Genomic DNA, 14,415 nt, shown 5'->3' with positions numbered 1-14,415 from the left:
CCGAACAGGCACCGGCCGAGCGGGAAGGGCTGATCACCGACACGGCGGTTGCGGGCGCGGAGGCGGGACGGCAGGGATCGACCGCCGATGCGGTAGCCGCGGGTCCGCAGGTGGAGCGGGAAGGGTTGACTGCCGATACGGCGGTCGCGGGTTCGGAGGCGGGACGGCAGGGGTCGACCGCCGATGCGGTAGCCGTGGGTCCGCAGGTGGAGCGGGAAGGGTTGACTGCCGGAGCAGCAGCCGCAGGTCCGCACGCGGAACAAGCGCCGGGCGGGGTGAAGGCGGCGCAGGCCGTCGAGTCGACACCGGCTGTCGGACCGGAGCCCGCTGAACCGCCGTCCGTCGCGCCCTCCGCGGCTCACCCCGCCGTGGCGGCGAATCCGTGGGCGCGGCCGGGTGGGGTGCAGGAGCACGTCGAGTGGGTCGACCCGACGCCGACCGACCCGATCCTGCGGATCCCCCCGACGCCGCCCGCGCCGAGGTCCACCGCGGCGGCCGTGTTGTTGAACCTCACCGGGGTCGGGGCCGGGTACTTCTACCTGCGCCGGCGGTGGCAGGCGTGGACGGCGGTCGGGGTCGCGGTCGGGCTCGTCGTCGTCGCGTTCGCCACTCAAGCGGCGGGTGACCCGTGGTTGTGGCGGATCCTGGCGGTGTGCTGGTCGGCATTCCTCGCCCTCGACGCGTGGCGGATCGCGGTGAAGCACCCGCTGGTGACGGGTCGCCGGCCCGTGGTGGTCGGGCTGATCGCGGTGGTCGCCGTGGTGGGCGCGTACATCGGGTACGGCGTGCTGGGGCGAAGCGCCCACGACGCCGGGCTCGCCGCTCAAGGGCGCGGTGACTGCGTGGCGGCGACCGACGAGTTCGAGGCCGTGACCGGGCCCTACGAGTTGACGCTCAGCTCGGACGTCGCCGCGGCGGACCGGGGCCTGGCCGAGTGCGCCGACTTCACCCGCGCGGCCGACGCCGAGGACGAGGCCACCGCCGTGCAGCGCTACGGCCAGTTCCGCATCGACCACCCGGACAGCCCACTGCGCCCGTTCGTCCGCGACCGGCTCGTCGAGACCTACACGACCTGGGCACGCGGCCTGCGCGACCAGGGCCGGCTGACCGAGTCGATCAGGGTCTACCGCGACCTGCTGTCCGAGGACGAGTCCTTCGCCCCGGAGGTCGCCGACACCTACCTGCGGCTGGCGAAGAAGATCACCGCCGAACCGCCCGTCAGCGCGAGTGCGGCGGCCGACGCCTTGACCACGATCGCCGACGAGTTCGGTGACACGCCGTCCGCCCGGGAAGTGCCCGCGGCGTTCGACGCGCTCTACGCGGCGGCCATCGCGCCGCTCGCCGCCGGCAAGCCGTGCCAGGCGGTGGACGTCCTCGCCTTCTTCGCCGGCCTGACCGACGAGGTCGCCGCGAAGGTGGCGGGCGAGGCGAACAACCAGTACCCGCGCGCCATGCTCGACTGCGGGCTGAACGACCTGCGCGACGGCCGGGCGAGCGTCGCGATCGCCGCGCTGGACCGGTTCATCAGAACCTTCCCGAACCACGGCGACCTGCCGCAGGCCAGGTCGGCGCGCATCGCCGCCGACGTGGCCGTCGGCACCGGCGCACGGGTGCCGGTGCCCGCACCCCTCGGCGCGGGCGGCCCGATCACGATCACGTTCATCAACACCGTCAACCGGTCGATCGACATCAAGGTGGCGGGCTCCACCGCGCACGAGTTCACCTTGCCGCCGTGCACGTCCTGCCCGGAGTTCTACCCCCTCGGCAAGGGCTCGGACGCGTGCGGCTCACCCGTCGGGCGGCCCTCGTTCACCGTCGGCCTGAACGCGGGCACGCACCACGTGCTCGCCGACTTCGATGACGCCAAGAACCTGGCCAAGCAGTTCGACGCGAGCGCCGGTGGGTTCGACCTGTACTGCCTGTACGTGGAGCGCAACGGCTGACCCGGCCCGCGCGGCCGGACCCGGCGACGGATCCGGCCGCGCGGTGTGCGACCGGCGTCAGGGCAGCGCGACGAAAGGTGCGAGGAACGAGCGCGCCGAAGGGCTGTCCAGGCGGTACGTCACGTTGGTCGCGTAGCACGGGGCGTCGCCGGTGATGGTGGTCGCGACGAGGACGCGCTTGCCGTCGATGGTGGCGAAGTTGGGGCCGCCCGAGTCGCCGTAGCACGCGCCGCCGTTGCCCTGCGACTCGATCATCGACAGGCGCAGCCAGGTCTTGTTGAGCGCGTTGAAGCCCAGCGGGGCCTTCATCCGCACGCCCCCGCCGGGGTGGGTGTGGCCGCCGGGGCCGTTCTGGGCTTCCTCCGTGCCGTAGCCGACGACGGTGTACTCCGCGGCGTCGAGCGCCTTCGGTCCCAGCGCGTCGAGCCTGCCCGCGGTCGGCAGGGTGGCGGGCTTGAAGGACCAGCGCGTCGCCACCTGCTCGGCGGGCAGCTCGATCACCGCGATGTCGTGCGCGTCGGCGGAGTTGCCCGGGTAGGCCGGGTCGGCGTGGGCCACGCCCGGCACGCCGACCGCCGCCGCCTTCTGCGCCGGTGTCCCGGTGGCGGTGTCGAGCGCCGACTGCACGTCTTGCAGCAGTGAGACGTAGAACCGGACGTTCGACGGCCAGCCGTCGACGCAGTGGGCCGCGGTGAGGAACGTGTCGGCGTCGACCATCGTGCCGCTGCACACCCAGTCGACGCGGTCCGGCGTGGCCGGGTCGTCGTCGTTGTCCCAGGTGGCGACCAGCGCACCCACCTCGGTGCGCTCCGGGGCGGGCACGGCGTTGTACGTGTTGATCGCGGAAGCGGGCGAAGCGGTCACGGCGGCCAGCGCGACGACTGCCGCGGCCACGGTTGCTGTGCGCATGTGTGCACTCCTTGCTCCGAGCGGCGTAGGCCCGGAATTCAACTCCTTCCCACGCCCGGACGACACCGGGCCGAGGTGGTTCACAGATGCCAGGGAACGCGGCGACCCGTCAGTAGTCGTAGAAGTAGCCGGTCACGTCGACCACGAGGTCGAGGTCGCCGTCGCTGCCGTTGTGGAACGCCGCGCTCGAGTGCTGGGTGACGGCGAGGTTGTTGGTCACCGCGCCGGCGGTGAAGTTCAACGTGGCGGCGTCCGGTCGGAGCTCGACCGGGGACGGGGAGTAGGCGGTGAGGTAGCCGTCGCGCTGGGGCGTGACCACCTTCGCGTTCGACATCACCGCGGTCGGCGGGTAGCGCAGCGGCGGAGCACCCTGGTCGAGGGCGTACTCGGTGGTCGACCTGCCGGGCAGCGCGCCGGCGGGGCCGCCGAGGCCGGTGCGGGTGTCGACCGCGCGCAGCGGTGACCCGGGCAGGAGGAAGCTCCGGTTGCCCGGGGCGAAGTAGCCGACGACGTCGATGACGACGTCCGTGGTCGCGTTCGAGTACAGGTCGACGTAGCCGCCCGAGCCGATGGGCGCGATCACGGAGTTCGTGGTGATCTGGCCGGCCGTGTAGTTGAGGTTCGAGGTCTGCGGGTTGGGCGTGCCGGCGGGGAAGGCCGTCAGGTGACCGGCCGCGCGCGGGTCGGCCACCGTGATGTTGACCAGCGCCGCCGTGGCGTAGGAGGGCACACCGCCGGTGTAGTGGCCGGCGACCCGCTGGCTGAACGTCTCACCCGCGGCGATCGGCCGGGGCGACGGCATGCCGAGGCCGGTGCGCGTGTCGAGCAGCCGCTGAGGGCGGATGGGGGTGAAGCCCTCCGCCGACGCGGCCTTGGTGAAGTAGCCGGCGACGTCGGCGATCACGTCCACGGTGCCGGGGCTGCCGTTGTACAGGTCGACGTGGCCGTCGCCGACCGCGACGGTGGTCAGGCCGGGCACGGTCGCGCCGGCCCGGAAGTCGATGACGGACGCGGTGGGCCTGGCCTGCCCGGAGGGGTGCGCGGTGAGGTGCCCGTCGGCCGTCGCGTCGGTGACGGTGAGGTTCACGGCCACCGCCGTCACGTCCGCCGGGATCCCGTCACGACCGCCGACCGCCAGCCGCACCGTGCCGTACGGCGCGACCTTCCGGGCCGGCGCACCGACCCCGGACCTGGTGTCCAGCAACCGGGTCGGCCCGTGCTTGACGTAGCCCGAGCCGAGCGTGGTGAAGCTGGTCGACGTCGTCGCGGTGGCGCCGGCGGCGTCGGTGACGGTGGCCCGGACCTGGTAGGTGCCCGGGCGGTCGTACCGGTGCTGGGCCGCGGTGCCGACGGTCGCGGTCTTGCCGTCGCCGAAGTCGATCGAGGTGCCGGCGATGTTCCACGGGTCGCCGCCGGAGTCGACCGTGAAGTACGCCGTCATGCCGCCGTCCGCGCTCGCGGTCAGGCTGGGGTTCAGCGCCCCGCCGGCCGGCACCACCTTGAGCGACGACGACGTGGACCACGTCAGCTTCGACTCGGTGGTCGCGGTCACCTTGATGGTGTACGTGCCGGTCGCCTGGTAGGCGTGGGAGGTGGAGCATGGCGACACCGACGTGGTCGTGCCGTCACCGAAGTCGACCGCGCAGGTGACCGGCGATCCCCACCGGGTCTGGAGGGTGCTGCCGACGGTGACCGCACCACCGACCGGTGCCTGCGTCGCGGACGCCGTGACGGTGCCCCCGGTGAACTGGTCCTGCTGCTCCTTCGCGCCGCGGTCGAGGTAGGTGATCGGGCCCGCACCCGTGTTCGGCACCTGCGGGTTGTCCACCCGCGGACCGCCGAGGGGCTGGTCGAGCACGCCCGGCGCGGCCGCGTTGCCCGAGTCGACGACCGCGGTGCCCTGGTACGGGTCCGTCTTCAGGTCGTGCGCGCCCTGCCCGGTGGCGGCGTGCAGGTCGGCCGGGGTCTGGTAGGTCGCGCCCGCCCACCGGTACACGTTGACGTTCAGGTACGCGACGTTGTAGTCGAGCGTGACGCCGGGCGCCGCCGCGCTGTCGACCTCGATCGCGTGCACCCGGTCCGGCGGGCAGTAGCCGCTGACGGTCCTGGACAGCACCTCGGTGATGACGTTGTTCTGGATCGAGGAGCCGGTGGTCGCGCCGGTGACCGCGATGCCGCGGCGGCAGGAGTCGCGGAAGGTGTTGCCGGTGACGGCGATGGCGTCGACGCCCTCGGCGATCACGCCGTAGTTGCCGAGCGAGGTGATCACGTTGCCGGTGACGGTGAGGCGCGCGCCGCCGTCGGCGTACACGGCCCGTCCCCGCGTGCCGTAGGTGGTGCGGCTGATCGTGACGTCCGTGGACCCGCCGGTGACGCGCACCGAGTCCGCGCCGCCGTAGGGGTCGGCGTCCGGCTGGATCGAGCCGCGGTCGAGCGTGACGCGGCCGGCGGCGTCGACCACGACGGCGTCGGTGACCGTGGCGCCGTGGACGGTCATGTCCCGCAGGGTCACGTCGTGCGCCCCGCGCACGGTGATCGTGGGCGCGGTGCCGCCCGCCGGACGCCGCACGCCGCCGCCTTCGAACACGACGGGCGCGTCGGCGGTCCCGGACCGGGTGATGGTCACGCTCTCGTCGTGCGTGCCGGTGATCTTGACGACCTGGCCGGGGGCGACCACGTCGGCCGCCGCCTGCACCGTGCAGAACGGCGTGGCCGCGCTGCCGTCGCCGTCGTCCGAGCACGCCGCGGTGTCGGTGACGTACAGCGTGGTGGGCACGGCTTGCGCCACCGGTACCCACACCACCCCGGAGAAAACCGCGAATGCCGCTGCGGCGGCGATGTTCGGCAAGCGCACGGTGTCTCCCCGGGAACGCGATGGACGGCTCGGCAGTTGTATCGCGGAACCGTTGGCGCTGTGACACGAATGCCGCAAACGTCCTACCCGGCTACTCTCCGTTGATCTCGGACGCCGAGATCGCGGTGCTGCGGTGGCTGCGCGAGCTGCTGGGGTCCGCGGTGGCGCCGGCGCGCGACACGCGGTGCCGGGCGCGATGCGGGACGGCGTGCGCGGTCCCGAGCGGTTCGGCGTGGTGGTGCCGGAGGGGAAAGGGCACTACAGCGTCGGGGCCGCCGCCCGGTGGGTCGGCTCGGTGCACCGGCTGATCGAGGTCGCCACCGCGGGCCACCCGGGACGCCGATGCGTGGATCTGGCCGCACGCCGACGTCGGTTGGGGGTTGATGGTCGCCGAGCACATCCACCGGGCACTGCTGGAACGGGGTGACTGGTGCTTCCACCGCGTCTCGCCGCGCGATCTGCGCGCCGCGCTCGACGAGGCCGTGCGCCTCGGCCGGCGGTTCCAGGGGGCGGCGTGACGACCCTCGTTCGGTCATACTTGTGAACGCTCACCTATGTCTACCTTGAGTCCCTGGGCTGTGTCTACCGTTGGTAAACATCCCTTGACGACCATGTCTGTTAACGCTCACACTCCCCGGTGATAAACGCTGGCAATCTCCTACGGCGGTGGAACTCAGAGTGGAGCACCCCTCATGACGACAGCGCAGCGGCCGGTCGCGAGACCGGGCCGACGGTGGATCAGTGCCCTGGTGGCCGCGGCTCTGCCGGTCACCCTCGGGGCCGCGCTCTCCGCGGTGACCGCCCCCAGCGCGGGGGCGGTCGAAGGGGAGACGTGGACGGACGACTTCGCCTCGACGACGCTCCGACCGGAGTGGGAGATCGTCAACTCCGACCCCGGCGCCTGGTCGCTGCGCGACGGGGCACTGCGGGTCACCGGCCAGACCGGTGACACCTACCAGGCGGTCAACACGGCGCGGAACGTGTTCATGGTCGACATCCCGGCGGGCGACTTCACCGCCGAGGTGACCGTGCGGGCCCAGGTGGCCAAGACCTACCAGGGTGCCGGGCTGATCGCCTGGAAGGACATGGACAACTACGTCCGCTCGGGCCTGACCTTCGTGGGCACGCTGTCCCCGTCCGGGATCGCGATCGAGAACGACATCGAGACCGCCGCCTCCTTCCGGGCGGAGCGGTTCGTCGACCGGCCCGGCTCGACCGGCGAGACGTTGCAGTTGCAGCGCGTCGGCGACACGATCACCACCCGGTACAAGAACGCCTCCGGCGCGTGGGTGGACGGCTCGGCGGTCACCGCCGCGTTCCAGACCACCCAGGTCGGCCTCTACGCCTTCGGTGCGCTCGACGGCACGACGCTCGACACGGCCTTCGACGACTTCCGCGTCACCGCCGCCGCGGGCAAGGACATCCAGCCCGGCGGCACCTTCTCCATCAAGAGCGCCGCGGGCGCGCACCTGGTCGAGACCGCGGCCGGACTGGCCCTCTCGCCCGAGCCGCCGCTGTCCGCCCTGGTCTTCACCGCGGCCGCCCAGGCCGACGGCACCGTCCACCTGCGCACCGCCGAGGGCGACCGCCCGGTCGTCGTGACCGACGGTCGCCTCGCGCTCGGCCAGACCGGCGGCGCGGCCTCACCCGTGCGGCTGACCGACGCCGCGGGCGGCGAGCTGTTCCTGCGCGACGCCGCCGGCACCGCCTACGCGGGCGGCACGGGCCCGCTCGTGCTGGGCGACAAGTCGGCCGCCGTCCGCTTCAAGCTCGCCCAGGTCAGCACGTCCAACGCCGAGCTGGCCATCGACGGCGACGCGGCCGCCGCGCAGATCAGCGACACCATGTTCGGCATCTTCTACGAGGACATCAACTACGCCGCCGACGGCGGCCTGTACGCCGAGCTGGTGCGCAACCGGTCGTTCGAGTTCAACTCCTCCGACAACGCGAGCTTCACCGGCATGACCGGCTGGGAGGTCGTCAACGGCGGCGGCACGGCGCCGCAGGCGCTCGTCGTCAACGACGACACCCGGCTCAACGCGCTGAACCGCAACCACTTCCGGCTGGTGGCCGACGGTCCCGGCGACGGCCTGCGCAACCTCGGCTACAACCGCGGCTTCGCGGTCAAGGCGGGCGCGAAGTACGACGCGTCGCTGTGGGCGCGGACCACGACCGCCCAGACCCTGGCGGTCCGTCTGGTCAGCGCGGACGGCGCGGTCACCTACGCCGAGGGCGCCGTGGCCGTGGACGGCTCGGACACCTGGAAGCAGTACCCGGTCACCCTGACCGCCTCCGGCACGACCGACGCCGCACGCCTCGTCGTCACCGCGGGCGCGGCCTCGGTGGTCGGCCTGGACATGATCTCGCTCATGCCGCAGGACCGCTGGGTCGGCCCGGTGAACGGCAAGTCGGTGCTGCGCAAGGACCTGGCCGAGAAGATCGCCGCGATGAAGCCGAAGTTCCTGCGCTTCCCCGGCGGCTGCGTCACCAACGTCGGCACGTTCCGCACCTACGAGGAGAGCGGCTTCACCGACCGGCGGCGCACCTACCAGTGGAAGGAGACCATCGGCCCGGTCGAGCAGCGGCCGACCAACTGGAACTTCTGGGGTTACAACCAGTCCTACGGCATCGGCTACCTCGAGTACTTCCAGTTCGCCGAGGACCTCGGGGCCGAGCCGCTGCCCGTCGTGTCGGTCGGCGCCAACGGCTGCGGCAGCACTATCCCCGAGATGAAGGACCCGGCGATGATCGCCCGCTGGGTGGACGACACCGTCGACCTCATCGAGTTCGCCAACGGTGACGTCACCACCGAGTGGGGCGCCAAGCGGGCCGCGCTCGGCCACCCGGAGCCGTTCGGGCTGAAGATGATCGGCCTGGGCAACGAGGAGAACACCACGACCTTCGAGGCGAACTTCCCGGCCTTCCGGGACGCCATCAAGGCGCGGTACCCGGAGATCACCATCATCTCCAACTCCGGCCCGGACGACGCGGGCGCGCGGTTCGAGGCCCTGTGGGACTACAACCGCCGCCAGAACGTCGACATGGTCGACGAGCACTACTACAACGACCCCGACTGGTTCCTGCTGAACAACCACCGCTACGACAGCTACGACCGCAACGGCCCCAAGGTGTTCCTGGGCGAGTACGCCTCGCGCGGCAACACGTTCTACAACGCCCTGGTCGAGGCGTCGTACATGACGGGCCTGCAACGCAACGCCGACGTGGTCAAGCTGGCGTCCTACGCGCCGCTGCTGTCCAACGAGTCGTACGTGCAGTGGAACCCGGACGCCATCTGGTTCGACAACGACGAGTCGTGGAACACCCCCAACTGGGAGGTGCAGAAGCTGTTCGGCAACAACGTCGGTGACGAGGTCGTGCCGAGCACGTTCACCGGTTCGGTCAACCAATCGGTCGTCAAGGGCGGTGTCTTCCTGTCCACCTGGAACACCGCCGCCGCGTACGACAACGTGCGGGTGACCTCCAACGCCAACGGCGAGACGTTGTTCTCCGACGACTTCGCCAACGGCGACCAGTGGAATCCCGCGGCGGGCAGCTGGGCCGTCTCCAACGGCCAGTACGTCCAGTCGTCCGCGACGACCACGGACGCCCGCAGCATCATCGACGACGCGTACTCGAAGGACTGGACGAACTACACGCTGGAGCTCGACGCCAAGAAGCTCTCCGGCCAGGAGGGCTTCCTGATCGGGTTCGGCGCCAAGGGCACCAACGACTTCTACTGGTGGAACCTCGGCGGCTGGAACAACACCCGGTCGGTGTTGCAGAAGGCGTCCGGTGGCAGCGCGGTCGAGGTCAAGTCCGTCGAGGGCCACAGCGTGGACACCGGCACGACGTACCGGGTGAAGGTCGTCGTCGCGGGCAACAACATCTCGCTGTACCTCAACGGCCAGTTGCAGATGACCTACGAGTCCGGTGCGGACGAGAAGCTGTTCCAGGTCGTCACGCGGGACAAGGCGAGCGGTGACGTGGTGGCCAAGGTGGTCAACACCTCGGCCGAGAACGTCCGCACGCGGGTCACGGTCTCCGACGCGGGCGTGCTGCCCGACGGCGAGATCACCCAGATGACCGGTGCGCCCGGCGACACCAACACCAAGGCCGAGCCGACCAAGGTGGTGCCGGTGACCCGGCAGATCAGCGGGCTGTCGAACGACTTCAGCTACGACTTCCCCGCCCACTCGATCACCTTCCTGCGGATGCGCACCACGGACGGCGTCGCCCCGGTCGTGGGTGACGTGACGGTGCACGGCAGGACCGTCAACGGCTGGTACGCCGACCCGGTCACGGTGTCGGCGACGGCCACCGACGACCGGCGGCTGGACCGGATCGAGTTCCGCGTCGACGGCGGTGCCTGGGTGTCCAACGCCGACGCCAAGGTCCAGGTCACCGGCGACGGGCGGCACACGGTGGAGGTGCGCGCCGTGGACGCGGCGGGCAACGTCGGCGTGGTCCGGCCCGTCGCGTTCGGCATCGACGCGGTCGCGCCGGTGTCCAACGCCACCGCGGACTCCGCCGCGCGCACCGTCGCGGTCCGCGCCGCGGACTCCGGGGTCGGGGTCGACCGGATCGAGACCCGGATCGGCACGGCCGACTGGCGCGCCTACACGGCACCGGTCGTGGTCGGTGACGCCGAGACCGCGGTGCAGTTCCGCGCGGTCGACCGACTGGGCAACGTCGAGGCGCCCGGGGCGGTCGTCGTGCCCGCCAAGCAGGTGCAGCTCAAGTCGACCACGACGACGGTGACGCCGTCGAAGCCGAAGGCCGAGCAGGGCGCGGTCCTGCCGTTGACGGTCAAGGTGGCCGGCGCGTCCGGCGGCACGGCGCCGACCGGTGAGGTGCGGGTCCTGGGGCCGTCCGGGCCGCTGAAGTCGGCGACCCTGGTCAACGGGACCGCGACGGTGTCGCTGGACACCGGCGGCCTGACCGTCGGGGAGCACACCCTCGTCGTGCGCTACCTCGGCGACGGCGGGCACAGCCCTTCGCAGACCAGCGTGGTCGTGCGGATCACCAAGCCGAGGAGAGGGTGATCGGGATGAAGATCGCCATGCGGAAGCGGACCACCCTCGCGCTGCTGGGCGCGGCACTCCTGGTGGGCGGGCTGCCCGCCGTGCCCGCCCAGGCGGCGGAGCCGGTCGTGGCGGCCGTGGCCGACTCGTCGGCGCAGGCGGCGGTGGACGCCGTCACGCTGACCGACGCCGACGGCGTCCGGGGCAACCTCACGCTGCCCCGCACCGGCGCCTCCGGCGCGGCCTTGACGTGGCGGTCGGGCAACGAGGGCGTGGTGACCAGCACCGGCGAGGTCACCCGCCCCGCGCACGGCGGCCAGCCGGTGACGGTCGACCTGACCGTCACCGCGACGCTGGGCGGTAGCACGGCGACCCGCACGATCCCGGTCACCGTGCTGCCGATGCCCGCGCCGGCGGAGCACGAGGCGTACTTCTTCCCGTACTTCGTCGGTGAGAGCACCGACGACGGCGAGAAGATCTACTTCGCCGCGTCGAAGGGCGACGACCCGCTGTCGTGGGACGAGCTGAACAACGGCCGTCCCGTGCTCACCTCGACCATGGGCGAGAAGGGACTGCGCGACCCGTTCCTCATCCGGTCGCACGAGGGCGACAAGTTCTACCTGCTGGCGACCGACCTGAAGATCTTCGGCGGCAACAACTTCAGCGAGGCGCAGGAGTCCGGCAGCAAGCACCTGATGGTGTGGGAGTCCACCGACCTGGTGCACTGGTCGGAGCAGCGGATGATCAAGGTGTCGTCGGACTTCGCGGGCAACACGTGGGCGCCCGAGGCGTTCTACGACGAGGCGTCGGGCAACTACGTCGTCTACTGGGCGTCGAACCTGTACCCGACGACCGACGTGGCGTCCCGCGACTTCCGGACCTCCTACAACCGGATGATGTACGCGACCACGCGCGACTTCCGCACGTTCAGCGAGGCGAAGCCGTGGGTGGACGTCAAGCGGGGCACCGGCCTGGGCATGATCGACGCCACGGTGGTGCGCGACGGCGACACCTTCTACCGGTTCATCAAGGACGAGGCGTCCATGACGGTCCGGCAGGAGAAGTCGACCGACCTGATGGCCCCGGTCACCGGGACGCTGCCGACCACGACGTCCTCGCCGTGGTCCCTGGTGCGCGAGCGCATCGGGGTCGGCCAGCCCAACCCGTGGGGCGGCACGTTCACCGGCGGCGAGGGCCCGACGGTGTTCCGCGACAACGAGGTGCCCAGGCGCTGGCACATGATGATCGACCAGCCGAGCTACCACGGCGGCCAGGGCTACCTGGCGTTCCAGACCGACGACATCGCGTCGGGCGTCTGGACGACGGTCCCGGACGCGGCGCTGCCGCGCAGCCCGCGGCACGGCACGGTCATCCCGATCAGCCAGGCCGAGCTGGACGCGCTGCGCGCGGCGATGCAGCCGAACCTGCTCGCGAAGTCGGTCGCGTCGGTGTCGGTGCGCACGCGTGAGGGCGTGGCGCCCGTGCTGCCGTCCACCGTGGACGTGACCTACGCGGACGGCTCGACCCGGGCGACCGCGGTCGACTGGGCCGACGTGGACCCGGCGCAGTACGCGTCGTGGGGGTCGTTCCGGGTCGAGGGCGCGTTGGTCGGGCAGGCGTTGCGCCCGGCGGTGACGGTGATCGTGACCGACAGCGCGGACCCGACGGTGTCGTTGAGCACGACGCCCGCGTCACCGACAGGTGGCTGGTTCACCGTGCCGGTCGACGTGAAGGCCACGGCCGCCGACGAGAACGGCGTGCGGTCCACCGAGATCGCCGTGGACGGCGCGTGGCAGACCACCGACGCGGTGCGGCTGACCGACGGCAGGCACACCGTGCAGGCCCGGGCGACCGACGTCAGCGGCAACGTGTCGGGTGTGGTCACTCGTGAGGTCGACGTCGACACGCAGGCCCCGGTCAGCCGGGCCACGTGGAACGGCACGACCCGGTCGGTGTCCATCGCGTCCGCCGACGACACCTCCGGCGTCGCGCGGGTCGAGTACCAGGTGGGCGACTCGGCGTGGGCGACCTACACCTCGCCGCTGACCTTCGGCGACGTCGCCGCGACCGTGCGGTACCGGGCCGTCGACCAGGCGGGCCACGTCGAGCGGGTCAACGCGATCGCCGTGCCGCGCGAGACCCTCGACCGGAGCACGACGACCGCCACCCTGAGCCGGGGCGCGGTCAAGCCGGGCGGCGACGCCTCCGCCCTGGTCGAGGTGAAGGGCGGCCCGTTCACCCCGACGGGCACGGTCCGGATCATCTCCGGCGGTGACCTGGAGGTGGGCCGGGCGACCCTGGCGGCGGGCCGTGCCACGGTCCCGATCGACACCGCCGCGCTCGGCACGGGCCGGTGGCAGCTGACCGTGGTCTACGACGGCGACGCCAACCACGCCCCGTCCACGACGACCGTGGTGCTGAAGGTCAACAAGCGCTGAGCGCCCGCCCGGAGCGGTCGTCCCGACACCCGTCGGGGCGACCGCTTCGTCGTTCTCCGGCACGGGCGGCGCCGGCGGCACTGCGGCATGATCGGACCGGTTCGCCGCGATCGGGCGCGGGCGGGTGGTCGTCGGTCAGGGTTGGCGGTGGAAGGAGGCCTTCGTGATCTCGGCACTCAACCGGCTCGTCGACCTGGTGGAAGAACACCTGGGCGAGGAGTGCGACGTGGACGCGTTGGCGCGTTCGGTCGGCACGACCGGGTACCACTTGCGCCGGATGTTCTCGTCGTTGGCGGGCATGCCGTTGTCGGAGTACGTCCGGCGGCGGCGGATGACGGTCGCGGCGGCGGAGGTCGTCCGGGGTGAGGACGACCTGCTCGGCATCGCGGTCCGGCACGGGTACGGCTCGACCGAGGCGTTCGGGCGCGCGTTCCGGGCCGTCCACGGCGCCAACCCCGGTGACGTGCGCCGTGACGGAGGCCCCCTTCGGACCCAACCGCAGCTCAGGTTCCGCCTGACCGTCGAAGGGAGCGTCCCCATGGACACCCGCATCCTCGACCGCCCCGCGTTCCGGCTGGTCGGCCACGCCACCCGCGTGCCGCTCATCCACCACGGGGTCAACCCGCACATCCAGGACCACATCACCGCCCTGCCGCCGGAGGAGCACGTCCGGCTCAAAGCCCTCGGCGACACGGAGCCGGCGGGCCTGTTGCAGGTCAGCGACGACCTCGACCCGGACGCCGCGGAGGGCAGCGAGCTGACCTACCTGCACGGCGTCGCCGTCACCGCGGGCTCGCCCACGCCGGACGACCTCGACGCCATCGAGGTGCCGGCCGGCAGGTGGGCGGTCTTCCGCACCTCCGGCCCGTACCCGCAGGCGTTGCAGACGGCGTGGGCCGCGACGGCGACGGAGTGGTTCCCGTCCAACCCGTGGCGCCTGCGGCCGGGCCCGTCCATCGTCACCGTCCTCGACCGCGCCGCCGACTTCAGCACCGCGACCTGCGAGCTGTGGCTGCCCGTCGAACCGGCGTGACGTCCCCACGACCGGCACCCGCGGGTGCCGGTCGTGGCGCTCGCCCCACGGGCCGCCCGACCTATGGTCACGACGTGTTCACGTTGTCCGAGCCCCCGCTGTTCGGCCGGCTGAAGTCCGCGTCCACCGCGGCACGATGACCAGCCTCGCGGTGGTCGCCGGGCTCGACGGCGTGGTGAAGGTGGTGGTGTGCATGGGGTTGGGCATCCACGCCCAC

Annotated in this window: 7 protein-coding genes; 5 read left to right on the top strand and 2 right to left on the bottom strand. The window is 71.9% G+C overall.

Annotated features, from left to right (window positions below; translation table 11 throughout):
• Nucleotides 1–401: 401 nt before the first annotated feature.
• A complete protein-coding gene (locus tag LZG04_RS27135; protein WP_233821868.1) occupies nucleotides 402–1,943 on the top strand; it encodes a tol-pal system YbgF family protein in 1,542 nt (513 codons plus the stop codon).
• Nucleotides 1,944–2,000: 57 nt separating this feature from the next.
• Here LZG04_RS27135 and LZG04_RS27130 read toward each other — a convergent pair whose 3' ends face one another.
• Together LZG04_RS27130 and LZG04_RS27125 are read right to left on the bottom strand one after the other, a co-directional pair.
• Nucleotides 2,001–2,852, bottom strand: coding sequence for a trypsin-like serine protease (locus LZG04_RS27130; protein ID WP_233821866.1), 852 nt, complete (start codon nucleotides 2,850–2,852; stop codon nucleotides 2,001–2,003).
• Between the two features lie 109 nt (nucleotides 2,853–2,961).
• Nucleotides 2,962–5,706: a right-handed parallel beta-helix repeat-containing protein gene (locus LZG04_RS27125; RefSeq protein WP_233821864.1), complete on the bottom strand. Its 2,745-nt coding sequence runs from the start codon at nucleotides 5,704–5,706 to the stop codon at nucleotides 2,962–2,964.
• Nucleotides 5,707–6,089: 383 nt separating this feature from the next.
• Here LZG04_RS27125 and LZG04_RS41990 point away from each other — a divergent pair, with 383 nt between their 5' ends.
• The 4 genes from LZG04_RS41990 (at nucleotide 6,090) to LZG04_RS27110 (ending at nucleotide 14,198) form a co-directional block, all read left to right on the top strand.
• Complete coding sequence (locus tag LZG04_RS41990; protein WP_267938054.1) at nucleotides 6,090–6,224, top strand: hypothetical protein; 135 nt, start codon at nucleotides 6,090–6,092, stop codon at nucleotides 6,222–6,224.
• Nucleotides 6,225–6,398: 174 nt separating this feature from the next.
• A complete protein-coding gene (locus LZG04_RS27120) occupies nucleotides 6,399–10,748 on the top strand; it encodes an alpha-L-arabinofuranosidase C-terminal domain-containing protein (protein ID WP_233821862.1) in 4,350 nt (1,449 codons plus the stop codon).
• Between the two features lie 5 nt (nucleotides 10,749–10,753).
• The gene (locus LZG04_RS27115; RefSeq protein ID WP_233821860.1) at nucleotides 10,754–13,165 is read left to right on the top strand and encodes an OmpL47-type beta-barrel domain-containing protein; all 2,412 of its coding nucleotides are present in this window, start codon (nucleotides 10,754–10,756) and stop codon (nucleotides 13,163–13,165) included.
• A 163-nt stretch (nucleotides 13,166–13,328) separates the two neighbouring features.
• A complete protein-coding gene (locus LZG04_RS27110; protein WP_233821858.1) occupies nucleotides 13,329–14,198 on the top strand; it encodes an AraC family transcriptional regulator in 870 nt (289 codons plus the stop codon).
• Nucleotides 14,199–14,415: the final 217 nt, after the last annotated feature.

The organism is Saccharothrix sp. S26 (genome assembly GCF_021390395.1).
Lineage (GTDB): Bacteria > Actinomycetota > Actinomycetes > Mycobacteriales > Pseudonocardiaceae > Actinosynnema.
Note: the sequence above shows the minus strand (reverse complement) of the source record. Positions and strands in the feature narration are given on the sequence as shown.

Bases quoted from the DNA above. Each gene is read 5' to 3' on its own strand.
- LZG04_RS27130 (WP_233821866.1), bottom strand. From the start codon at position 2,852: ATGCGCACAGCAACCGTGGCCGCGGCAGTCGTCGCGCTGGCCGCCGTG.
- LZG04_RS41990 (WP_267938054.1), top strand. From the start codon at position 6,090: ATGGTCGCCGAGCACATCCACCGGGCACTGCTGGAACGGGGTGACTGG.
- LZG04_RS27120 (WP_233821862.1), top strand. From the start codon at position 6,399: ATGACGACAGCGCAGCGGCCGGTCGCGAGACCGGGCCGACGGTGGATC.
- LZG04_RS27115 (WP_233821860.1), top strand. From the start codon at position 10,754: ATGAAGATCGCCATGCGGAAGCGGACCACCCTCGCGCTGCTGGGCGCG.